The 22,226-nt window shown below is 57.8% G+C and carries 20 protein-coding genes and 2 pseudogenes; 12 read left to right on the top strand and 10 right to left on the bottom strand.

Annotation, left to right across the window (positions count from 1 at the left end; genetic code table 11):
• Positions 1 to 20: 20 nt before the first annotated feature.
• Positions 21 to 908, top strand: a complete 888-nt coding sequence (locus C8K63_RS27445; protein WP_108219540.1) for a LysR substrate-binding domain-containing protein — start codon at positions 21 to 23, stop codon at positions 906 to 908.
• A 352-nt stretch (positions 909 to 1,260) separates the two neighbouring features.
• Here C8K63_RS27445 and C8K63_RS27440 read toward each other — a convergent pair whose 3' ends face one another.
• Positions 1,261 to 2,820: an MFS transporter gene (locus C8K63_RS27440; RefSeq protein ID WP_108219539.1), complete on the bottom strand. Its 1,560-nt coding sequence runs from the start codon at positions 2,818 to 2,820 to the stop codon at positions 1,261 to 1,263.
• Between the two features lie 143 nt (positions 2,821 to 2,963).
• Between C8K63_RS27440 and C8K63_RS27435 the strand changes: the two genes are divergently transcribed.
• Complete coding sequence (locus tag C8K63_RS27435; RefSeq protein WP_108219538.1) at positions 2,964 to 3,887, top strand: LysR family transcriptional regulator; 924 nt, start codon at positions 2,964 to 2,966, stop codon at positions 3,885 to 3,887.
• Positions 3,888 to 4,041: 154 nt separating this feature from the next.
• Positions 4,042 to 4,530, top strand: a complete 489-nt coding sequence (locus C8K63_RS27430) for a GNAT family N-acetyltransferase (protein ID WP_108219537.1) — start codon at positions 4,042 to 4,044, stop codon at positions 4,528 to 4,530.
• 68 nt (positions 4,531 to 4,598) lie between these two features.
• On the opposite strand, the gene C8K63_RS27425 is transcribed toward C8K63_RS27430, so the two are convergent.
• Positions 4,599 to 5,315: a class I SAM-dependent methyltransferase gene (locus C8K63_RS27425; RefSeq protein WP_108219536.1), complete on the bottom strand. Its 717-nt coding sequence runs from the start codon at positions 5,313 to 5,315 to the stop codon at positions 4,599 to 4,601.
• A 276-nt stretch (positions 5,316 to 5,591) separates the two neighbouring features.
• Between C8K63_RS27425 and dapF the strand changes: the two genes are divergently transcribed.
• Positions 5,592 to 6,398 (top strand): diaminopimelate epimerase, encoded by an 807-nt coding sequence (gene dapF, locus C8K63_RS27420; RefSeq protein WP_108219535.1) that lies wholly within the window; start codon positions 5,592 to 5,594, stop codon positions 6,396 to 6,398.
• 113 nt (positions 6,399 to 6,511) lie between these two features.
• Positions 6,512 to 7,252, top strand: coding sequence for a Mut7-C RNAse domain-containing protein (locus C8K63_RS27415; RefSeq protein ID WP_108219534.1), 741 nt, complete (start codon positions 6,512 to 6,514; stop codon positions 7,250 to 7,252).
• 7 nt (positions 7,253 to 7,259) lie between these two features.
• Here the strand turns inward: C8K63_RS27415 and C8K63_RS31050 are convergent.
• The 3 genes and pseudogenes from C8K63_RS31050 to C8K63_RS27400 all read right to left on the bottom strand — a co-directional run.
• Positions 7,260 to 7,367: pseudogene (locus C8K63_RS31050) on the bottom strand (histidine/lysine/arginine/ornithine ABC transporter ATP-binding protein); the annotation flags it as partial.
• Positions 7,368 to 7,409: 42 nt separating this feature from the next.
• Positions 7,410 to 8,189 carry an ABC transporter substrate-binding protein gene (locus tag C8K63_RS27405; protein ID WP_371920817.1) on the bottom strand — a complete coding sequence of 260 codons (780 nt, stop codon included), beginning with the start codon at positions 8,187 to 8,189 and terminating at the stop codon, positions 7,410 to 7,412.
• A gap of 68 nt (positions 8,190 to 8,257) precedes the next feature.
• The gene (locus C8K63_RS27400; protein WP_108219532.1) at positions 8,258 to 9,427 is read right to left on the bottom strand and encodes a M20 aminoacylase family protein; all 1,170 of its coding nucleotides are present in this window, start codon (positions 9,425 to 9,427) and stop codon (positions 8,258 to 8,260) included.
• A gap of 96 nt (positions 9,428 to 9,523) precedes the next feature.
• On the opposite strand from C8K63_RS27400, the gene C8K63_RS27395 reads away from it, so the two are divergent.
• The gene (locus C8K63_RS27395; protein ID WP_371920815.1) at positions 9,524 to 10,513 is read left to right on the top strand and encodes a LysR substrate-binding domain-containing protein; all 990 of its coding nucleotides are present in this window, start codon (positions 9,524 to 9,526) and stop codon (positions 10,511 to 10,513) included.
• A 203-nt stretch (positions 10,514 to 10,716) separates the two neighbouring features.
• Here C8K63_RS27395 and C8K63_RS27390 read toward each other — a convergent pair whose 3' ends face one another.
• Together C8K63_RS27390 and C8K63_RS27385 are read right to left on the bottom strand one after the other, a co-directional pair.
• On the bottom strand, positions 10,717 to 11,586 hold the full coding sequence (locus C8K63_RS27390) for a GyrI-like domain-containing protein (RefSeq protein WP_108219530.1): 870 nt from the start codon (positions 11,584 to 11,586) through the stop codon (positions 10,717 to 10,719).
• A 420-nt stretch (positions 11,587 to 12,006) separates the two neighbouring features.
• Positions 12,007 to 13,287, bottom strand: coding sequence for an HAD family hydrolase (locus tag C8K63_RS27385; protein ID WP_108219529.1), 1,281 nt, complete (start codon positions 13,285 to 13,287; stop codon positions 12,007 to 12,009).
• Between the two features lie 264 nt (positions 13,288 to 13,551).
• Between C8K63_RS27385 and C8K63_RS27380 the strand changes: the two genes are divergently transcribed.
• A complete protein-coding gene (locus C8K63_RS27380) occupies positions 13,552 to 14,322 on the top strand; it encodes a DeoR/GlpR family DNA-binding transcription regulator (RefSeq protein ID WP_108219528.1) in 771 nt (256 codons plus the stop codon).
• Between the two features lie 291 nt (positions 14,323 to 14,613).
• On the top strand, positions 14,614 to 15,039 hold the full coding sequence (locus C8K63_RS27375; RefSeq protein ID WP_108219527.1) for a GNAT family N-acetyltransferase: 426 nt from the start codon (positions 14,614 to 14,616) through the stop codon (positions 15,037 to 15,039).
• A gap of 68 nt (positions 15,040 to 15,107) precedes the next feature.
• On the opposite strand, the gene C8K63_RS27370 is transcribed toward C8K63_RS27375, so the two are convergent.
• Positions 15,108 to 16,013, bottom strand: coding sequence for a hypothetical protein (locus tag C8K63_RS27370; protein ID WP_108219526.1), 906 nt, complete (start codon positions 16,011 to 16,013; stop codon positions 15,108 to 15,110).
• Positions 16,014 to 16,288: 275 nt separating this feature from the next.
• On the opposite strand from C8K63_RS27370, the pseudogene C8K63_RS27365 reads away from it, so the two are divergent.
• Positions 16,289 to 16,540 (top strand): annotated as a pseudogene (locus C8K63_RS27365) (integrase); the annotation flags it as partial.
• A 174-nt stretch (positions 16,541 to 16,714) separates the two neighbouring features.
• Here the strand turns inward: C8K63_RS27365 and C8K63_RS27360 are convergent.
• Positions 16,715 to 17,104, bottom strand: coding sequence for a MerR family transcriptional regulator (locus C8K63_RS27360; protein ID WP_108219524.1), 390 nt, complete (start codon positions 17,102 to 17,104; stop codon positions 16,715 to 16,717).
• A 73-nt stretch (positions 17,105 to 17,177) separates the two neighbouring features.
• On the opposite strand from C8K63_RS27360, the gene C8K63_RS27355 reads away from it, so the two are divergent.
• Positions 17,178 to 18,257, top strand: a complete 1,080-nt coding sequence (locus tag C8K63_RS27355) for an SDR family oxidoreductase (RefSeq protein WP_108219523.1) — start codon at positions 17,178 to 17,180, stop codon at positions 18,255 to 18,257.
• A gap of 455 nt (positions 18,258 to 18,712) precedes the next feature.
• The gene (locus C8K63_RS27345) at positions 18,713 to 19,612 is read left to right on the top strand and encodes a DMT family transporter (RefSeq protein ID WP_108219522.1); all 900 of its coding nucleotides are present in this window, start codon (positions 18,713 to 18,715) and stop codon (positions 19,610 to 19,612) included.
• A gap of 433 nt (positions 19,613 to 20,045) precedes the next feature.
• On the opposite strand, the gene C8K63_RS27340 is transcribed toward C8K63_RS27345, so the two are convergent.
• Positions 20,046 to 20,939, bottom strand: a complete 894-nt coding sequence (locus tag C8K63_RS27340) for a LysR family transcriptional regulator (RefSeq protein WP_108219521.1) — start codon at positions 20,937 to 20,939, stop codon at positions 20,046 to 20,048.
• Positions 20,940 to 21,033: 94 nt separating this feature from the next.
• Between C8K63_RS27340 and C8K63_RS27335 the strand changes: the two genes are divergently transcribed.
• Positions 21,034 to 22,200: an MFS transporter gene (locus C8K63_RS27335; protein ID WP_108219520.1), complete on the top strand. Its 1,167-nt coding sequence runs from the start codon at positions 21,034 to 21,036 to the stop codon at positions 22,198 to 22,200.
• Positions 22,201 to 22,226 lie beyond the last annotated feature (26 nt).

Below are 22,226 nucleotides of genomic sequence, written 5' to 3'. Positions count from 1 at the left end.
CCGAATTAGTGGACTATTGAATGCGCCGCCCAACCTTCGATCTCGACGTATTGCACACCTTCGTCACCGGCGTGGAGTTCAACAGTTTTGCCAAAGCAGCGAATCGTCTCGGTCGGTCAACCTCTGCCATAAGCGCTCAATTGAAGAAACTCGAGGAGCAGGTCGGTACGCCGGTACTGGCTAAATCCGGTCGCGGACTGGTCTTGACCCCCACGGGAGAAACACTGCTCAGCCATGCCCGCCGGTTGCTGGAGCTGAACGACAGCATTTTCCAGACCCTGCATGAAAGCCAAACCGCCGGGACCATACGCCTCGGGCTTCAAGAGGACTTTGGGGAACATTTCCTGAGCGATATCCTGCGACGCTTCGTCCAGAATTACCCGAAGGTGAATCTCGAAGTCAGGATCGCCCGTAACGCCGAACTGCTTGCTCTGGTCGAAAGCGCCGATCTGGACCTGGCCTTGACTTGGGACACCGGGCACATGTCGCCCTATGCTACGCGTCTGGGCGAAACACAGATGCACTGGATCGGGGCCCGCGATACGCCATTGCTGACGGCCCTTGATGACTCACAGTTGCCATTGATCATGTTCGACGCGCCTTGCGTATTGCGCAACGCCGCCACCCAGGCGCTGGATGCCGCGCAAATACCTTGGCGGATCGCCCTAACCAGCCCCAGCATCGGTGGTATCTGGGCGGCCGTCGCCGCCGGATTGGGCCTGACGCTGCGAACCCGCATCGGGCTGCCGAGCCATCTCACCGTAGTTTCTGGCTTACCCCCCGTGGCAAGCCTCGGCTATGTGCTTCACAGCGATGGCGACGACCCAACACCAGCCACCCAACAATTGGCCGCATTAATCAAAACGAGCCTGCAAGAACAGGCGTACCGTTTCACGACTACGAAATAATCGAAGGCTCCCAAGGGTTCAATTCGAACGATACGGATGGAGAATAACGAAGCACTGAGGTGATCGGCCAACGACGGCTATGGGTCCAGGCTGTGTGAAAACGCTTACACCGTTTTGAAGTCTGCGTTGCTACGTAAAATCTGCCAGCGTTTGGTTGAACCAGCAGACCGGAAATTTGCGTAGGAACGCGATTTTCGTTCCAGTCCTGACTGTAAAACCTGCGCCAAAACGTTTTCACACAGCCTGGGTCGTTTTCAGCCCTTCGTGACAGACAGTAATCGGCCAATGCCCGCTAGAATCAGCGGCGTGAAGTGTGTGTTGGGCGACATCAGGCATGGCTCCAAAGCGCCTTTCAGGTACCCGATGAGAGACGGGCGACATCGGGCGTGGATTCGGCGCCGATGCAAATCTCGCTTTGACGTCCCAGGAATAGAAAGACCACGGCGGCTGTGAACAGCGTGAACATCGCCAGCAGTTGCAACAAGGTGTTGAACCCGGCGGTATAGGCCGAGCGCAGTATCGTCAGCGGGATTTGGCTGGCGTCGGTGCTCGCGTGCTGGATATCACCCATCACCAGGCGTTGCGCGATAGTTGAATAGTCAACGGCGGACAGTTTGACCGAGATACTGATGCTCAGATGGTGTGCAACCAGGGCCGTCAGCACCGCAACAGTGATCGCCAGGGCGACACCCTCGCTGGCCACCCGCGTCGTGTTGAAAATACCGGCGGCCATCCCCGCCCGTTCCTTGGGGATCACGCTGATCGACAAACCATCCATCAAGCCCCAGGGCAGGCCTGTACCGATACCGCTCACCAGCATGGCCGCGATGATCTGCGCGTGCGTAACGACCGGGATCGTACTCAGCCAGTAGAGCCCGGCCGCTGCGATCACGAAGCCGATTGCGCAGAGTACGCCCGCCGACAACCAGCGAGTTAGCGACGCGGCAATGATCGGGACAATCAGCATCGGGGCAGAGAGTGCCAACATCATCAGCCCCGCTTCAAAGGCACTGGCCCCTTCTACGCCGATAAACCGAAACGGCAGCAATACGATCAAGACGATGTAGCAATAGCAGGTGCCGATCGGCAGGATCTGTACACCGACAAAGCGCGGAAACAGAAATAGCCCCAGTTCCAGCATCGGATGTTTTGCCCGATTCTCAACAATGATAAACAGCAGCAAAAAGACCGCCGACGTTCCAAGTAGTGCATGGATGACCGGCGAACCCCAGCCTTGCTCAGGTGCCAGGATCACCGCCGTGGTAAACGTGATCAACAGGCCGGAAAACATCAGCACGCCGGGCGTATCCAGACGCTGTGCTTGCGGGTCGCGGCTTTCGCGCATTTTCGGCAGGGCAAATATCAAGGAAAGGATGGCGAGCAGGGCCGTGAAAAGGAAAATTGCGCGCCAGCCCAAGTACTCGATCAGTAACCCCGATAACAACGGCCCGAAGGCCAGGCCAACCCCGAAAGTGGTGCCCAGAAGGCTGAAAGCACGAGTTCTGGCATGCCCATCAAATTCCTGCGCCAGTGCCGCCGAACCGCTGGCCAGGGCTGCCGCCGCGGCAATGCCCTGCACGCCGCGCAACAGGTCCAGCCAGAAAATATCGGGGACCGCCGCCAACAGGATCGACACCAGTGCAAACAACGCCATGCCGCACATGAACAGTCGCTTGCGTCCGTAGAGGTCAGCGAGGGTGCCGGCTGCCATCAGCAGGCTGCCGAAGCTAAGCATGAAGGCATTGGTGATCCAGGCCAGTTCCGTGGGATGGGCATCAAAGGTTTGACCAATGAACGGCGTAGCCACTGCCCCGCCGGTAAAACTCATGGGTAATACCAAGGCGGCCAGGCAAATTGCAGCCAAGATGGAGTGCCGACCATGGGCCGGCAGCGGTTCGGTAGCTGAGTTCATTAGGTGATTCCCTGCATATCTATGAAGTATCCGTGCTGTCCAGGCCGAGGCGCGCGATCGTTCGTACACTCTAGTTAGGATACAATCGAAGATAAACGGGCTTTTATTCCACTTATAGCGAACCAAAAGGATGTAATTGAGTTGTGGACAGTCTTAGTGGGGTGATCTCATTCGTAAAAACCGCCGAGGCGCTCAGTTTCATCAGCGCCGCCAGGGCGTTGGGGATTTCTGCCTCGGCCGTGGGCAAAAACGTCGCCAAACTTGAGGCTTCGCTGAATGTGCGGTTATTGCACCGCAGCACCCGCAAAGTCAGCCTGACTGCGGAGGGACAGTTGTTTTATGAACGCTGCCGAAAGATCCTCGACGATCTTCAAGATGCCCGGGCCATGCTTTCCCATGCCACACAGGAACCCCGTGGAAAGTTACGCGTCAGCTTGCCCACCATCGGTTATCGCTTTCTCTTGCCCCATATGGCGCGGTTCCGCAAAACCTATCCGGAGATTGAGCTGGAACTGGACTTCAACGACCAGTTGGTAGATGTGATCGATGAAGGCTTTGACGTAGTGATTCGCAGCGGCGGCCAGGCCGACTCCAAGCTGATGGCCCGCAAGCTGGGGCCTTTTAAGTTTGTCCTGTGCGCATCGCCTGACTATTTGCAGCGTAAGGGACGGCCCGTCACTATCAGTGACCTGGAGCATCACGAGTGCTTGCGTTACCGATTTGTCACGACGGGTAAAATAATGGACTGGAGTATGTCTTCGGCCCCCCAGTTCACGCAGTTACGCCTGCCAACCGCCCTGACATTGAACAACATGGAAGCCATGCTGATGGCCGTGGTGGATGGGCACGGTATCGCATTTGTCCCGGACTTCCTGGCCCGCGAAGCTATCGCCCAGGGGCACCTGGAAACGGTGCTCGACGGTCACAGCGAAGATCAAGGGCAGTTCTGGGCGTTGTGGCCGTCCAGTCGCCATCTTTCACCGAAGATCCGCGTATTCGTGGACTTTGCTGCCGAGCATCTGTTTGCCATCCCTTCCGTCGACAGACCAGCTGTAACTCGCTCATGAAGCCGGTAATCGCTGACCGTCCGTTGTGGGTCGACTTCCGTCGGTCGTGGGAGGCACCGATCGGCCATTTGCGCACATGCCATTGCTCTCCATCACCCTGCGCCAGCCTTGGGACTCAGCTAAAGTACTGATTCATGGAGCTTAGAGACGAGCAATGAAACTGAACCACAGGCCAGTGAAGGCTAGCGACGTTAAAATGATCTGCGGCTTTCCTCAGAACGCTCAAGAGTTGTTTTTCATGTTTCCGAAGGCGCACTTCCCGCTAACGGAAACGCAGTTGATTACCGCGATCTCCCAACGCTTCGACTCTACCGTCGTGGAAATCAATGGGACTGTCGTTGGGTTTGCCAATTTCTATCGAGCGCAACGCAATGGCGTTTGCTGTATCGGCAATGTCATCGTCTCGCCGAGCGCTCGGGGCGAAGGAGTGGCGACATTTATCGTAGAGACGATGACCGACTTGGCATTCGAGCGTTACGACGCCCGCGAGGTGCAGATTTCCTGTTTCAACGAAAACACGGCAGGGCTGCTGCTCTACCCCAAGCTCGGGTTTGTGCCTTATGCCATTGAGGAGCGACCTTCTTTGGGAAACGGCCGATCGGCCCTCATACACATGACGCGCAGCAGAATCTCGACAGGTTGAATACACAGTTGATTGCTACCCTGGATGACAACTAGAAATCGGCCAGAAGCGGCCTGTCGCGTCCAGGTTCAAACCATTTTGCACGTCAACCAAGCACTCCAGAACAGGCTGCTGAAGAAACGGGTAGCGTCCCCGAATCCGGCGTCGTGTAACAGTTTTTGAACCGCCGCCTCAGAATGTGGAGGGTCAGCGCCTTGGAGGATTTTCCCCAGCTTGACCTTCACTTCATCCAGGCTGGCTCCATGCTGTCGCCACCGTTGCCCCCAAGCAGCAAGCAATAGCGGTTGGCTGGCATAAGCGTACTGATTCCCCGCGACAATCAGCGGCGCGCCCGGCTTTAGATGAGCCCGAATGGATCGTAAAACTTGTCGTTTGGCATCATTTCCATCGAGATGATGCAGTACACCGATCAAGGTAGCTGCGTCATATGATTGGTCTGCTGCCAGGTCTTCAACATGCCCAAGATGCATGTCCGTTCTTTCACGCAAGTTGTTTGCCTCTAACTGCTGCTTCGCTGCCTCCAGCATTGGCTCGGATGGATCAACGGCAGTGAAGCGCCAACCGGGCTCCAGCGTTGCCATCGCAATAATTTCCTGCGCCGTGCCGCCAGCGCCAACTACCAGTATCTTCGCCGAATTTGTATTGCCGAGGCTTGCCGCCAGCATGCACGCAACAAGATCGTGGCAGGCGTCATATCCTGCTAATGCGATACGGCTCTGTCGTCCGTATTCATTGGCCCGTGTGGTATCAAATTTTTCAGCTGAGTTGAGAGGTGATGATTTCAAGGCGGTTCTCCATGTCCTTGAATCAAGCTATGTCATATACGGCGATAATAAAAATTCATTAATTTTATTAACTGCATTCCTATGTGGAATACAACTCCCAATCGGAGTTTGCCTTGGCATAGTCAGCTTCACGCCCTGAGGAAGTCAGTCAACCTAAATCAAGACTTTTGAGGAGCGGTGACCCACGCTTCCACACAGCTTGCAAAAACCATGCGAATGGGGATAGATCGACTTTAAACATCAACTCATCCAATTTCTCATCGCCAGGGTCAATTCATGCCGCTGAGGTTTCATAAAATGCACGCCAATGGCGATGACTTCGTTATCGTGGACTCGCGTAACTCATCCAATCCAATGACAGACGGCATGGCTCGGCGCATGGGTGACCGGAACCGGGGAGTCGGGTTCAATCAACTCGCGGTGGTGCTCGATGACGATGCTGCAGATGCGCGCTTGATGTTCTGGAATGCAGATGGCTCCGCGCTGGACGTTTGTGGCAGCGCGACGCGGGGTGCCGCGGATTTGTTGATGCGCGAATCAAATACCAAGTCGATAACGCTGCGAACCAACCGGGGCCTGCTCACTTGCGAACGGACCTCAACCGGCGCAATTTCCGTCGACATGGGAGTACCACTTTTCGACTGGTCGGTTATTCCTCTGGCTCTGGAAATGGATACTGTAGGTTTGCCACTTGCGGGTAGCCCATCAGCTTGCAGCATGGGAAATCCACACTGCACCTATTTTGTGGATGATCTTACAGCTGTGGACATAGCGACAATCGGACCGACCATAGAAACCAACCCTCTTTTTCCCCTCAGGACGAACGTGCATTTCGTCCAGATCATTGACCGAAAGCACATTCGTTTGCGCATTTGGGAGCGCTGGGGAGCGATTCCGCTTGGTTCAGGTTCCTGCTCTTGTGGCGCTGCTGTAAACGGAATTCGTCGCGGCTTGTTAGACAATTCCGTTGAGGTTGAATGTGATGGCGGCACTGTAACGGTTCAATGGGATGGCGTGGGATCTGTCGTCCTGACCGGTCCGGTAGAGACGACTTTTTCGGGAATGATTTCGGGTGCCCTGTAACAAGCTTTGTAGTGGCTGAATCGTGATAAGCAGGTAAGTCGATCACCCCCAAGAGAGAGGGGTGATGTCCGGACCAGACTCGCACATCCCGCAGCCCTGCCATACTGTTGAGCATGACCCGTGCAACTTTCCGCTTCTATGAGGAGCTCAACGATTTCCTGCCGGCCGAACGTCGGCGGCAGTCCTTCACCTGCGAGTGCGCGCAAGGGGCGACGGTCAAGCACATGATCGAGGCGCTCGGAGTACCGCACACCGAGGTCGAGCTGGTGCTGCTCAACGGCGAGTCGGCGGGCTTCGAGCGGGTGATCCTCGACAATGACCGGCTGGCGGTGTATCCCAAGTTCGAAACGCTGGACATCAGCCCGCTGCTCAAGGTTCGTGCGCAACCTTTACGGGTGCTGCGCTTCGTCGCTGATGCGCACCTTGGCGGGCTGGCCAGCCTGCTGCGCATGAGTGGCTTCGACACGCTCTACGACAATGGTTTCGAGGATAGCGAGATCGCCGAGATCGCTGCGCAGCAAGGACGCATCGTGCTGACCCGTGACCGCGAACTGCTCAAGCGGCGGATCATCAGCCACGGCTGTTACGTGCATGCCCTGAAACCGTCGCTGCAGCTGCGCGAATTGTACGAGCGCCTCGACCTGGCGCGTAGCGCGCGGCCATTCAGCCTGTGCCTTCATTGCAACCTGCCGCTGCACGAGATCAGTCCGGAACTGGCTCGGCCGCTGGTACCGCCACGCATTGGCGTCCTCTATTCGCACTTCCTGCGCTGCAACGCCTGCCAACGGGTTTACTGGGAAGGTTCGCACTGGCGCGGCATGTGTGCATTCCTGGCACCGCTGCTGAACCGATAGCCGCGCGCATCGGGCACTCGATGATGTTTTTCGGCACAGTCATGTGGCTCCACAAATTGAAGTGCTGATACACCATCGACAATCGGCTGCGCAGGCTCCGTAACTGCCCGGGGTAGAGCGCTCGAACGAGCGCCCTGTTCAAGCTGACGACGACGCGTTACTGGGCGCCGTAGACGTCAAAATCGAAGTACTTGTTGTTGATCCGCGCGTAAGTACCGTTGGCAAGAATGGTTGCCAGGGCTTTGTTCAAGTCTTCGCGCAACGCGACATCGTCCTTGCGCAGACCAAGGCCATCACCGACGCCGAAAAAGCCCGGGTTATCCAGAGTGGCACCGGCAAATTCATAGTCACTACCCGCCGCGGTTTTCAAGAAGCCGTAACTGGCTTGAATGGAACCCTGCAACGAGGCATCAAGTCGCCCCACGACCAGGTCGGCGTACACCTGATCCTGATTTTGATAGGAAAGAACGTCCACGCCTTTGGCACCCCAAACCGCTTTGGCATAGGATTCCTGGGTCGAGCCCTGCTCCACACCAATGCGCTTGCCCTTGAGCGATTCGAGGGTCGGCTGTAATCCCGATCCACGTTTGGCCACTAACCGTGCCGGTGCATTGGACACCTTGTCGGTAAACGCAATCTGCTCCAGGCGTTTGGGTGTGATAGTCATCGAAGACGCCACCGCATCGAACTTGCGCGCCAGCAGTCCCGGGATCATCCCGTCCCAACTGCTTTCCACCCAGACGCATCGGGCTTTCAGTTCGGCGCACAACGCCTCGGCGATGTCGACCCCGAAACCGGTCAGCGTGCCATCCTGGTTCTTGTATTCCAGCGGTGGATAGGTCGGGTCCACCCCCAGCCTCAACACTTTGCCAGACCAGTCGGCCGCCCCCGCCAGGCTCGAGGTGGTCAGGAACACCAGGGAAACGGCTGCAATCATCTTGTTCATTTTTATTCCTCTTCAGGCCGCAGGTTTTTTACAGGCACAACGGGCGAAAATTCGCCATCTCAACACAGAAAACGTTCGACCAACTTGACCCAATAGCTCGCGCCCACCGGCAGGCAGTCGTCATTAAAGTCGTAGCCGGGGTTGTGCAGCAGGCACCCGCCTTCTCCCTCGCCGTTGCCGATCACCAGATAGCTGCCGGGGCATTTTTCCAGGACAAAAGCAAAGTCCTCGCTGGCCGTAAACGGTCGCAGGTCATCGATCAGGTGTTCCTCTCCCAGCCAGTCGCGGGCGACTTCATGGGCAAACGCCGTCTGTTCGGGATCGTTGATCAACACCGGATGGCAATGTTGGTAATCGATGTGGACCCGGGCGCCAAAACTCTCGGCCTGGCCCTTGACCAATTCAGTGATTCTGACATCCAGCAAGTGGCGAATCTCGGGGGTCAGGGCGCGTACGCTCAGGCTCAGGTCGGCGCTGGACGGGATGACATTCGAGGCGCTCCCGGCATGCAGGGAGCCCACCGTGATAATCGCCATCTCCTGCGGGTTAACGTTGCGCGAGACGATGCTTTGCAGGGCCATCACGATTGAGGCAGCGACCACCACCGGGTCGACGGCTTTGTGCGGCACCGCGCCATGGCCACCATTGCCGATGATTTTGATGTTAACCGTGTCGGCAGACGCCATGAACGGCCCGCTGTAAAAACCCAAATGCCCGACGGGATAACCCGGCACGTTATGCATGGCGAAGATCGCGTCACACGGAAACCGTTCGAGCAGCCCCTCCTCCAGCATTTTCCTGGCACCGCCCAGCCCTTCTTCCGCCGGTTGGAAAATCAGGTGCACGGTGCCATTGAACGCCCGTGTCCGGGCCAGGTACTGACCGGCTGCCAGCAGGACTGCAGTATGACCGTCGTGACCGCAGGCATGCATGACTCCGTCGATCCGGCTGGCATAAGGCAAATCGGAGGTTTCCTGTATCGGCAACGCATCCATGTCAGCGCGCAAGCCAATGGACCGACCTTCGCCATTTTTCAGGGTGGCAACGACCCCGGTCTTGCCCACCCCGGTGCTGACCTCAAAGCCCCACTGAGTCAAATACGCTGCCACCAGCTCACTGGTGGCGAACTCTTCAAAACCCAGTTCAGGGTGCGCGTGAATGCTGTGACGTATTGCAATCATTTCATCTTGCATCGCGGCAATACCAGGCAGGACCAGGCCGGCATTCATGGGTGTTCTCCTTCGACAGGGGCTGTGCAGTAGCGAAAGCGCTGTTGGGGTCGATCTTAGGGAACGGACGCTGGGCTGGGGAGGCGCAGTTTGGTTATGATGACAACCATTAGTTGTCACCAGGGTGAGCAGATGAAACTGCATCAATTACAGGCGCTGATTGCCAGCGCCGAAACCGGCAGTATCCGCGCGGCCGCGCGTTCGCTGGAGATTTCCCAGGCCGCTGTGACCAAAGCACTGCGCGAGTTGGAAACCAGCCAGCAGCTACCGCTGTTTACCCGAACCGCCAGTGGTCTGAACTTCACCGAATACGGCAAAGTGCTGCTGACTCACGCCCGGCTGGTGATCAAGCAACTGGAGCACGCACAGACCGAGCTTGATCACATGCGTGGCAAGGCTCAAGGCCGGCTCTGCGTCGGGATCACCCCATGGGTCGCCCTGACCTTCCTGCCCGAAGTCGTGCTGGCTTTTCGCGAACGTATGCCACACATCAAGCTGGAACTGTTCGAAAGCCTGATGGCCGTTGCCCAACCGCTGCTGCGCGACGGCAGCATGGACTTTGCGATTGGCCAACTCCATCCCACACAATCGACCCAGGAATTCGCCTGCGAAACCTTGCTCGATTACCAGACCTCGGTGCTGGTCCGCGAGGGTCACGCCCGACAGCATGCGCGATCGATCCACGAGTTACTGGAAGAAAACTGGACCCTGAACTACGCGCCGGACGGGCACGACGGGCTGATGCAGGAACTGTTCTGGAAACACGGCGCGCAGATTGATGAGATTCGAATCGTGCGTGCTCATTCATTGGCCATTTTGCAGATGATGGTCGAGCGGGCCGACATGTGCACCTGGGGGCCGTCCATCGTGAGCACAGCCCCGCCATTTCTGGGGCGTGTGGTATCCCTGGGGCTGACCGAGCAGTTCGAGCCCCGACAGCTGAGCATCGTGACGCGCCGCAATGGCGCACTGAGCAATCCGGCGGTCTGCTTCACCGAATGTCTGTTGCAGGTCATTCGGCGCCATGCGCGCTCAGCCAAAAAAGAAGACCGCGCGCTGTTTGAAACCTTACGGCTGAGGCTGTGAGGTGAGCCTACGGTTTTATGTCTGATACGTCAGGACGTCTTTGGGTCGAATCTGGCCGTAGGTACCGGCGCCAAGCGTTCACTACTGACTGATTTCTGCACGTGGCCAGAGGCGACTCTCGGCCAAAAGCTGCCCCTTGGCGAGAGGCAGCTTACAACGATGAACTCAACGACGATCGTTTCAAACCAGCAGCGACCTGTCCGCTATTGCAAAGGCACATAAATATCGGTCTGCCATTGATCCTGCGGTGTCTCGGGATAAATGCTTAGATAATCGAAGAACAGCGGCTGGTCTCGAAGCTCCTCGCCGCTGGTAGGGAGCCAGTCGCGATAGATCGGATAGATCGATTCGCCGATGTGATCCGTCGAGCCCACGTGACGCACCACGACGCAGCGCCCGCCAGGGATAACCCTCTCGGTTACGCCGAACTCATTCGCTGCTACCGCCTCGTGAATCTCGCCGCAGATTGCAAACCGGAACTCTTCGGCCGGGGTCGTATCGGGGTTGCCGAAAGGAATACCAAAGCTGCGACTTGATGCCACCGGCGACTGTCCGCTCTGCATGCGCCACTCGATAAATTTACGCACGCTCTCATTAATGAGCACGGGCGCTCCGCAATGCTCTAATGCTGCAACCCTGACTTCGCGAAACTCCACAATTCGTATCTGCATGATGATGCTCCTGGAAAAATGAGGGATGGTGAACACCGCACTCCAGACCTGCCAATTCGGTTGCTTCCTGAATGCACTCGGCGTCCTACCGAACGCCCGCCTGAACGCCCTGGAAAATGCTTCGGGGCTTTCGAAACCCGCACCGAAAGCGGCGTCCAGCACCGAGTAATCCGCGAGGGAAGACAAGCAATGCGCCGCGCGTCGTAGTCGCATCAGTTGTACATAACGTGAAACAGGCACGCCCACGAACGCGGTGAATTGTCGATGGAAGTGAAACGCCGAAAAATTCGCGACTTGGCTCAACATCTTCACGGACAAGTCACCTTCGAGATTGGCGTCGATGTAGGCGAGTACCAGGTCGAAGCGTTTTGTGTAGGCGGCGTTGCTCAGCAAGTCAGACACTGGATGGAGGCTCCGGGAAATACGGTAGGCAATAGAGTCGACTATACCGGCGTGCCCGCGCCTAGCCGTGTTTGCTCAGGTCGCGATTGAAATGCCTGTTCGACGTGGCCGCCTTGGATGCACCGTCTTGAAGGCTACCGGGCAGTTCATCTGAGCCTCCGATTGTAAATCCTGTACGACCGACAGCTATATTGGGTCGATTTCGGTCGGTCGTGACAGGCAGAAAGCGGCCAAAAGCGGCCTGTGGGGCGCGCCTCGAAAACCTGGGGCAACTCACAATTTTGACTCGATACTACTTACAGACTCACTCGGGCCGGCAGCGGTACCGATTTTCCGACGCAGAATCATCATTCCCGCAGATACAAGGCGAGTTGCACTGCGGCTCGCCGATGGCCGCCGGCCACCCGCGAGCCAGTGCCATCAAGCCAGCAGCTTAAGCTCGTCTTTACCGTACTTGAGCGATTTCTCGTCTGGAATCATCAGGCCGGTGTGCTCGTCGCGCCCCTGCAGGACGAAGCGGGCGTCCGGCTTGCCCAGTTGGGTAGCGGCCTGCTGGCTGTCGGTGCCGATCTCGCCCTTCTTCATGCGGTTGACGATCACCCCCACCGCCGTATCGTTGAAGTCGCGCAGCATCCAGGCATCGCCATCGCTGTCGCCAGCCACCAACACCGGGCCATAGCCCTTCTGTTTAACCAGCACGTTCTTGATGCCGACGGTCTTGCCCGGACCGTAATTGAAGTGCCAGTCTGGCTGATAGCGAGTGGTGTACTTGCCGTCTTCCATCGCCATGCGCAGGCCGATCACGTTCTCAGGCGGCACGCCGTATCCGTAATGAGGATTGCCCGCGAACACGCGTACCACATCGTCGATCGAGGCGGTGCTGACATAGACGTCGATGCCGTTGGCGCGCAGCGTGTGCATCAGGCCACGAATCTCCTCATGGATTCGAATGCCATGGAAGTGGGTAGCGGCCACCACCCCGGCCCTGCCCGGTAATGTGCGCGAACTCTCGTACTTGACCTTGCGCAGCGCGTCGCCGATGGCGTAGTTGTTGGAAGCCTCGGCCATCGCCTGCAACTCAGCCGTGGTCATGTTCTTGTAGAAATACAGAATCCACTTGTAGCCGATCTCCACGGGGTAACTGTCGCAGATCGCGTCGTACATGAAGTAGAGCTTGGCGAGAAAATCCTTGTACTGCTCGCTAGCCTGGATCTCTTCCAGGCTCTTGTCGCCAGCGAGCCCCTTGTAGTTGGCGTGCAACCAGCGGTAATCCGCTTCCACATCGCTGGCGATGTCTTCCATCTTGACCGGCTTGCCGTCCACCGTGGTGTAGTCCTTCATGAACGCGCCGTTCGGCACGTCCTGACGCACCACAGCAGCGAACTCATCAGGCGTCAGCTTGTACTGCAAATGATTGATCTGGTAGACCAGCAGCGCTTCTTCACAGTCGTTCATGATGCAGGTGTTGTCCCAGTCGAACACCGCGTATGGGCGCTGGTCAGGACGGTAGGACGCGCTTTTGACGCCGTGCTCATCGATCACCGCTTGCAGACGCTTTTGGTTAAGCGGCGACCAGCGCACTGGGTCCAGCGCACTCGGTGTGGCCGCAGGCGTGGCGGCTTGCGTTATACGGGATGACAACAACAGCGGAGAGACGACGGAAACGGTGGCGAGGGTGTTCAGAAACTGGCGACGCTGCATGGCATAGCTCCTACTTCTAGACGAGAGGTTACAACCGAGGCGATGGCGAAAGCGTGTTTCAAAATACGAACGAGGGGAAGAGCCCGTCCGGCCACGAGGCTAGCTCCAAATACACAAAAAAACAATATTGCCTCAATATTACACAAACATGACGCGCAGACCGTGTCAGCTCAATGATCCTGGGGCCGCGCCAAACTTGACAGCGACTGACGCCCCTCCACAATGCGTGCTCGGACAGCGACTCGAACAGCAGGGACACCCGGTATGTGGCAAGAAGAGCGTTACCAGCGGATCCGCGCACTGCTATCGACCTTGCAGCGCGTCACCACCGACCGCATCGTCACGGAGCTGAATGTTTCTCGCGAGACTGTGCGGCGCGACCTGGTCGCTCTGGAAGAACAGGGAGAGTTGAAGCGGATACACGGCGGCGCCATCCGCGTTGAGGACGAAGCGCCCATCGCCGAGCGGGCGCAAAGCAACGTCAAGTTCAAGCGTGACCTCGCGCGCGCCGCGGTCAGTCTGCTGTCACATGGGCAGACAGTGTTCATCGACGCGGGCACCACCACCGTCATCCTTGCCGAAGAGTTGGCCAAGCTGGGAGGGCTGACCGTGATCACCAACTCGTTCAACGTGGCACTGCAACTGCGCAACCCCGCGGCGTCGGGCGGTCGGCACAACGAGGTGCTCGTACTGGGCGGTTCACTCGACGATCGTGCGCCGGCGACGGTCGGCAGCACCACGGTGGCGGAAATTGCCCGCTATCGGGCCGACCTGGCGCTGTTGTCGCCGGTCGGCATCGACGCCCAGCGCGGTGCCAGCAGCTACGACCACCGCGAAGCCGAAGTGGCGCGCGCCATGGCCGACAATGCCGAAGGCGTAGTCATCCTCGCCGATTACAGCAAGATTGGCGTGGAGAGCCGCGTCGCTTTCTGCCCGCCAGAACGCATCGACGTGCTCATCACCAACCACAAGGCCAGTACCGAAGCGGCGTTCGCCGCACTGAACGCCAAGCTGAAACGTATTGTCCTGGTGTAGCGGTGGTTTGGCGGTTGCAACAGGCATTGACTCAGCGTGATGCTCAAGTGCAGGCAACCGGGTAGATCTTGCACGATGCGACTCTCGGCGCTGGCAAACTGACCGTAACTGTATTGGCTGCGATCGCCTGCAATGGGTCGATTTCCGTCGGTCGTGAGAGGCAGAGATCGGCCAAGAGCAGCCATCCAGCCCATCAAAAATCGGACGATTGATGCATTTGCCGATTTACCATGGGGTGACAGAAATGGGCTACCTTGTTGACCCAGTTACTCATAGCTCAGGGAGAGCGCCATGTCTGTAGAAATTCAGCTTTCGGAAAATGCGACTGAAGAAGAGCGGTTAGGCATTTTGACCCCTTTGCTGGCCCATAATCTGGCCAACGGTGGGGACGACGCCCATGAAACATTTGCCCTGTTGCTACGAGACCCTGACAGCAATGAAGTTATCGGCGGGCTGTACGGCAAGGTCTCATATCGATGGCTGCTCATCGAGCTTGTCAGCGTTCCCGAGTCGATGCGTGGCCAAGGTATCGGAGAGCGGCTAATGCGCATGGCCGAAGAGGTTGCACATAAAAAGAACTGCACTGGTATCTGGCTGGAGACCTTCAGCTTTCAGGCACCCGTTTTTTATCAAAAACTTGGCTATTCCGAATTCGGACGCCTGGCAGACTATCCACCGGGACATACCCGGCTCTATTACCAGAAGTCATTGCGCTGACAGCGATTTGGATCTTGGCCCGATCGCAAGCACACCGGTCTTTCCCCAAGCGACTACCGGCGCCAGCGTCAGGGCTCTGCTGGCCGCAGATAGGGCTCGATAAAGCCGCAGCCAAGGATCTCGTTCAGGCGTTGCGCATCGCTCATTCGGCGAAACAGTCCAATAGTCTTCCACGGCGCGTGACCATCGACATTGGGCGCTCCCAATCCGGCCAACAGGTCGGCGATGAGTATTGATCGGGTCTCGAAAGAGATGCGTGTCAGCCCGGTGCTATTGCCGACGCCGGCATGGGCATGAGCCCCGGAAAAGGCGATCAGGCTCCCCGGAGCAATATCGACGGCAATCCCCTCCTGCGGGCCGATCGCTTCCAGCAGATGCGGAATGGCTTCGTCGGCATCCACGGCATTGCGGCCGTGTCGATGGGATCGCTGCAAAATGGCGCGCATATCGAAATCTGCACTCGAATTACCCAGCGGTCGCTGCCATAGGCCTGGATACAAGGCGACGGTACGCCCTGCCGTGATGGGATAGATGGGCGCCCACCAGTTGGTTTGTGCATAGATATTCGACCCCCAGGTATCGCGGTGAAACGCGATGGTGGCCGTCGTGCGGGCACGCGGCGTTGACTGCCCTGGCTCGCAATGCGGCTGAAAACGCAAATGCAGGCGATCGCACGCCAGGGTATCAGGGGCGATGCCAAGGCTTTGCACGACGTCCCGCCAACGCTGCTGGACCTCAGCCGAGCCTGCGAAGTCGTTCTGAATTTTCGCAAAGCGCTCAATCTGCTCAGGGTGGCTCAAATGGCGATGGATCTGTTGCGGTGACCAGGGATGCAGCGCGTCTTCGAGGAACGCACGCGTATATTCCACCAGCGCCGTCATGGGCTGCAGGTCAGCGAAGCGAATGATCTCGCCAGCATAGATCCGGTCATGCAATTGGCGAGCGGTGCTCGGTAAGGCAAGCGAGCTGTACATGACTGGAAGTCCCCTGAAGGTGCGCCCCTGACTTTAGATCCACGCCGATTGTGGCGAAAGTGGCAGGTGGGGCGAAAAAGCGCGGATCAGGCCCTGGGGACGTGAGCAACAGGCGACCTTCAAGCCATGAATGGGGTGCTTATGGCAATTCTTGGCAGGTAGTTAACTGCCAGGAGCGGTCCCTCGCGGCCGGTTTGCGAAGGTCCGCTTCTGGCCGGTTAGCGACCATTGCTCTGGCTAGCCATCCTTGTACTCCCACACGTGGAGGACTTGCCATGAACATCATCGCCGCCTGCAGCCGTCAGCCTTGGAACAAGGGAAAATTGGTCGGGAAGAAAACCCCGCTTCGACTGAGAGATATCCGGGCCATCCGAGTAAGGCTTCAAATTGCCGAAAGAACCCGGGATCTGGCTCTCTTCGATCTAGCCATCGACAGCAAGCTTCGAGCCTGCGACTTAACCAAGCTCCGTGTTCGCGACGTTGCCCATGGCGAGCACGTGTCATCACGAGCCATGGTGATGCAGCGGCCGAGTGAGATTATCGAGTTGCTGCCGCATAGATGGGCGCCCGTTTAACCACGCAAGGTCTTTTGGGCGGACGCTTACTGTCCAGGGCCTGGCCAGAAGGTTTTAGAAAATGCGTAAGCGATGGGCTTGAAACTGGAAGCAGGCTGCAGCTTCCGTTTCCCAGATGCTGACAGTTCAGTTGGAAGAGTTGTTCAGCTGCTGAAGCTCAAGTTGCTTGGCAGCACTGGCTTCGAGGTTTGCACGCTCTTCATCCAGATACCGATAAATGTTTTGGAGGTTGGCGATTTTCTGTTTGATTTCTGCCATCTTCTTTTCAATTAGCTTAGCGCCGTCAGCACAATCGATCAGCTTGTTCCGCTGCGCATCCAGAATCTCGCCTATTTCCCCCAGGGAAAACCCCATGCTTTGCGCGCGCTGGATAAAGTCCAGATCCTGCAGAGTTTGCACTGTGTAATGGCGATAGTTGTTAGTTCCCCGCAGCGCTGAGATCAGGCCGATTTGTTCGTAGTAACGCAGCGTATGGCGGCTGGCGCCGCTGCGGGCCTCGAGTTCGCCGACTTTCATTAAAACACCGCTTGACTATAGAGTTGGGTCGATAGTTTACGATCGATTTCTCACCTTAACAAGGAACAGGGAAATGAGCGTGGAGTGCTTTGTCACGGGGGGTACCGGCTTCGTCGGTCAACATTTGGTGGCGTACCTGAGTGCAAAAGGTCACACCATTCGGGTGTTGATGCGTCGCCCAGAGCGACTGGCTGCACTGCGCGAGCAAGTCGACAGTTTGGGAGGGTGCGCAACCCGGGTATTTGCCGTAGCTGGCGATCTGGAACGGGACAACCTCGGGCTGAGTCTTGCTGACCGAGAAGTGCTAAGGAGCGCCAGAGTCATATTCCACCTGGGCGCCCACTTCGCATGGGGGCTTTCAGTGGAGCATTCTCGTGCGGTGAATGTGGAAGGGGCAAAGCGCGTGGCGCTGTTGGCGGCTGAGCAAAAAAGCCGGTTAGTGATGATTGGCGGCTACATGCTGAAAAATCATGAACATCTGCAACGCATCGGGATTGATCCTCGTTATCCGGAGTTGACGAATTGGCCTGCCGTCTACCGGCATGTCGGTGGTTACGAGGGGAGCAAGTTGGAGGCGCATTTTGCGACCCTGGAGGTCATGTTCGCCAAGGGCGGGGAGATTACCGTTGTCCACCCCGCGACGGTTTGTGGCCACAGCCGCACGGGGCATATCCTTGATGGTCAGCCGCTGGTGGAGCTGATACGCAACCTTGTACAGGGAAAGCTGACTGCAGTGCCCGGTACCGCCGAGCACTGGCTACCACTGGTTACCGTGGATTACCTGGTTGAACTGGTGGCGGTTTGTGCTTTTGATCCTGCCATGGTGGGTCAGGAACTGCTGGCGCTTGATGACCAGACTCCCAACTTGCGAGAACTCCTGGTACAGGTGGCAAAACCCGTTGGCGTAAAGTCTCCCAAGCATCACATTCCGCTGCGATTGCTGAAGTTGCTACTGAGTATTCCTCCCGTCGCGCGTTTTTTGAATACAAAACCCGAAGCCTTGGACTTTATCCAGACCACTCGTTTTGATACAGCGGCGGTCGAGCAATTTGCCAACAGGCATGGAATAGCCAAACCGGATATACGCCAGTCTTTGCAGCACACTGCAACGTTCGTCAACTCATATTGCATAGCCAAGGGCAAGGCCCGCTGACTTCTCTTGGGGGCGACAAAGCCGTTAGCCCCCGATTAAATGGACTTTCCTAAGGTAAGTAATGCGGATTCATCAACTTAGAAGTGCAACCATCGTGCTTGAAATCGGCCCTTGTCGAGTCATTGTCGAGTCATTGTCGATCCTATGCCGGGAGAACAGGGTGCATAATCGCCTCTGGCTTGGGGGTATGTTTAACTAACACTCAATCGCCTCAGCCATACGCTTGAGCACTACTTCACAGCGATGCATGGGAGTGAACGTCCACCTGATCCACTATCTTTTTTCTGCCATTTCGTACTGGAACTTCAAGAAGGCCTACAGCATCCTACTGGGCGAACCAGCTTATGCCCCAATAAATACTGGGGTTGGTGGGATCTTCGTATCCTCAAACTTTGCGCCGTCGATGTGGGGCGGCATTCTATCGAACGACAAATCAGCGACAGGGATCGTCATCAATGCAATCTACTTTCAGCAAAGGCGTCATGTTTGCACTCTCCGCTGCGGCACTGAACGCAACGATCGGTGTACTCAGCAAAGTACTCATGAGTAATGGTTTCACTGCCAGCAGTGTGGCCGTCATCAAGACCCTGCTGGGTTGCCTGCTACTTTCAATCCTGTTGCTTTTCCTCAAGCGCCCGGCGTCTACGGCCAAATGGACTCAGGCGGCTATCTGCGCCTTCCTTGGCATCTTCGTGCTGTTCCATTTCGAAACGTCCGCCTACCGGCATTACGCCGCAGCAGGTGTAGTGGTGGTGCTGATGGCCAGTGCCTCGATTTCCTCGATCATCCTGGGGCGCATTTTCCTCAAGGATGCCATCACCGCGAACGCGACCGTGGGCGCCGCACTGGCCATCGCCGGGATCGCGGTGATCTTTGGCGCCGACCTGCAACAGGGCTTTACCCTGCAAGGCGCTGCGCTTGCCTCCATGGCCGGCTGCGGTTATGGGGCCTTTTCGGTTGCCATGAAGCGGATGGGCGTATCCGGGGGGCTGCACCTCACCCGGCAATTGCTGTTTTTTGGCAGCCTGTACCTGCTGATGCCGGCTGCGGCCGATGGTTTCGTGATCGGCGAGCTGTCGCCATTGGCGATCGCTGCACTGCTGGCGCTGGCCGCGCTGCCGACCATCCTCGGCTTCTTCTGCACCACCAAGGCCATCGAATATCTCAAGCCATCCCAAGTGCAGGCGCTGGAACTGACCGAGCCGCTGTTCGCCGCGCTGCTGGCGTTTGTGGCGCTCCATGAAGTACCGCGCGAAAGCCTGTACGCGGGAGCGGCACTGATCATCGTCGGGCTGTGTTTCTCCAATGAACTAATCCGCTTGGGCAGCAAAGCATCCGTCCCTTCGACCGAGTGAGCTATTTTCGGATCCTGATTACTTTGGCAATCAGTGGTTTTTAAGTGTTTTGAGCGACTGACCGCTTCTGGCCCAGAGTGTGTAAAAACGCAGACACCGTTTGGAAGTCTGCGTTGCTACGTAAAATCTGCCAGCGCTTGGCTAGTTAGTCGACCTGAAATTTGCTTAGGAACGCGATTTTCGTTCTAGTTGTGACCGTCAAACCTGCTCTAAGACGTTTTTACACAACCTCGGCCGAAAGCGGCCTCTCACGAATAGCCATCGGTCAATCTCGGCCATTTACGACGTGCAAACGAGACATCAATGCCATGGCTCCCGATTGTTCCAGTCAGGCAGACCACCCACTGATAGCGCGCCCAACGATGTGTTGGTCACTACTTGCTTAATGCGAACAGCATCACGAGCACCCGGAAGGATCAAGTGACGCCACCGCTTACATCCGGTGATGTTCCAACAAGAAGTCCACGAACAACCGCACCCGCGCCGGCATTGCCGAGCCACCTACGAACACCGCATGAATCGGTTCCTGGTCGCCGGGGTTCCAGGCTTCCAGCAGCGGTATCAGGTCACCGCGCTGCAGATCTTCGCTCACGCTGAACTCGCCAATACGCGCAATGCCGGCACCTACTCGCGCGAGTTGTGCCAGCGCTTCACCACTGCTGCATTCGATGTTGCCGCTGACCTTCAGGGAAAACTCTCTTCCGTCGCGGATGAACGGCCAGTTGGGTTCGGCACGCCGGAAGTTGAAGCGTAGGCAGTTGTGCCGTAGCAGGTCTTCCGGTTCCTGGGGGATGCCGTGGCGCTGCAGATACTCGGGCGATGCCACCACTACCTGGCCGGTGTCGCCGATCCTGCGCGCGGTCAGCGGGCTGTCGGGCAGATGGCCAAAGCGTACCGCGACGTCGGCCTGGCCGCCGAGAATGTCGACCACTTCGTCGCCGAGGGTGAGGTCGACGACAATGTTCAGGTAACGGGCGCTGAATGCTGCCACCAAGGGAACGATGGCCAGCCGCCCATGGCCAAGGGCGGCGCTGACCCGCAATCGGCCCCTTGGTACGCCCTGGTCGGCGATGGCTTCTTCGACCTCGGCCATGTCGGCCAGGATACGCCGGGCGCCGCGCAGGAAAGCCTCGCCCTCGGCGGTGAAGGTGATCGCTCGGGTGGTGCGCAACAGCAGGCGGGTGCCAAGACGTTGTTCGGTACGCGCGATGATCCGACCGACCGCCGAGGGTGTCAGCCCCAATGCACGCGCGGCGGCCGACAGACTGCCTTCCTGCGCCACGGTGGCGAACACGCCCATTTCACCTGACCTGCCGTTGAAGTCCATTTGTGCTCCTTACGCAAAGGTGATTGCCAGAAATGCTATCTACCGCCTGAAAAGGTTGGATCGTAGCATTAGCGGCATAGATAAGGAGCCTTCCATGCGTATCAATCCACCACTTGTCGCACTCGCCATTGGTGCCTTTGGCATCGGCGTTACCGAGTTCGCCCCCATGGGCATGTTGCCGGGCATCGCTGCGGATCTCGGCGTTTCCATTCCCGCCGCAGGTCTGTTGGTCAGTGCTTACGCCTTGGGCGTGCTGCTCGGCGCGCCGCTGATGACCCTGACCACCGGCAGGATTCCCCGGCGCTATCTGCTGATCGGACTCATGGCGATTTTCACCCTGGGCAATCTGATGTCAGCCCTGGCTACCGATTACTACAGCCTCATGGTCGCCAGGGTGGTGACCTCACTGAACCACGGTGCGTTCTTTGGCGTTGGCTCCATCGTCGCCGCTAGCGTGGTCGCCCCGGAGAAACGTGCCGGGGCGGTTGCGGCAATGTTCATGGGCCTGACCCTGGCGACCATCGGCGGTGTGCCGCTGGCCGCCTGGTTTGGCGAACTGTTCGGCTGGCGCACCGCATTCTGGGGTATTACCGGTCTCGGCGTGGTGGCCATGATCGCGTTGTGGTTCGCCTTGCCCAACCTGCAGGCGCCGCAAAGCGTCGGTGTACTGGCCGAAATTCGGGTACTGGGCCGTGGCCCGGTGCTGGGGGCGTTGGCCCTGACCGTAGTCGGCTCGGGTGCAATGTTTACCGTCTTCACCTACATCGCGCCGATCCTCAGCAGCGAGACCCATGCGTCCACCGCCTACATCACCGCCATGCTGGTGCTGTTCGGTGTGGGGTTGACGCTGGGCAACATGTGGGGCGGCAAGGCCGCCGACCGCTCGATAGATCGCACCCTGATCGTTTCGCTGAGCGTGCTGATTCTCGTCTTGCTGGCGTTCACCGTACTGATGCGTTGGCCGCTACCGGCCGCCGTTGCCATCCTGATATGGGGTATCGCCAGCTTCGCCCTGGTGCCGCCGCTACAGATGCGCGTCATGGAGGCTGCCAAGGACGCGCCCAATCTGGCCTCGGCGGTGAACATCGGTGCCTTCAACTTCGGCAACGCGATTGGTGCGGCGCTGGGTGGAGCGGTGATCAATACCGGGCTGGGTTATCCGGCGATTTCCCTGGCCGGAGCGGCAATGGCGGGTCTGGGGCTGCTGATGGTGTTGGCTTTTGCTTGGCGTTCCAGAACGATTGCAGCTGCGGTGGTGTGACGATGATGTGAGGGGGCTGTTAGTCA

It is taken from the genome of Pseudomonas sp. GV085 (assembly GCF_003050925.1).
GTDB lineage: Bacteria > Pseudomonadota > Gammaproteobacteria > Pseudomonadales > Pseudomonadaceae > Aquipseudomonas.
The sequence above is the reverse complement of the archived record's forward strand: the minus strand, read 5'-3'. Positions and strand labels throughout refer to the sequence as shown.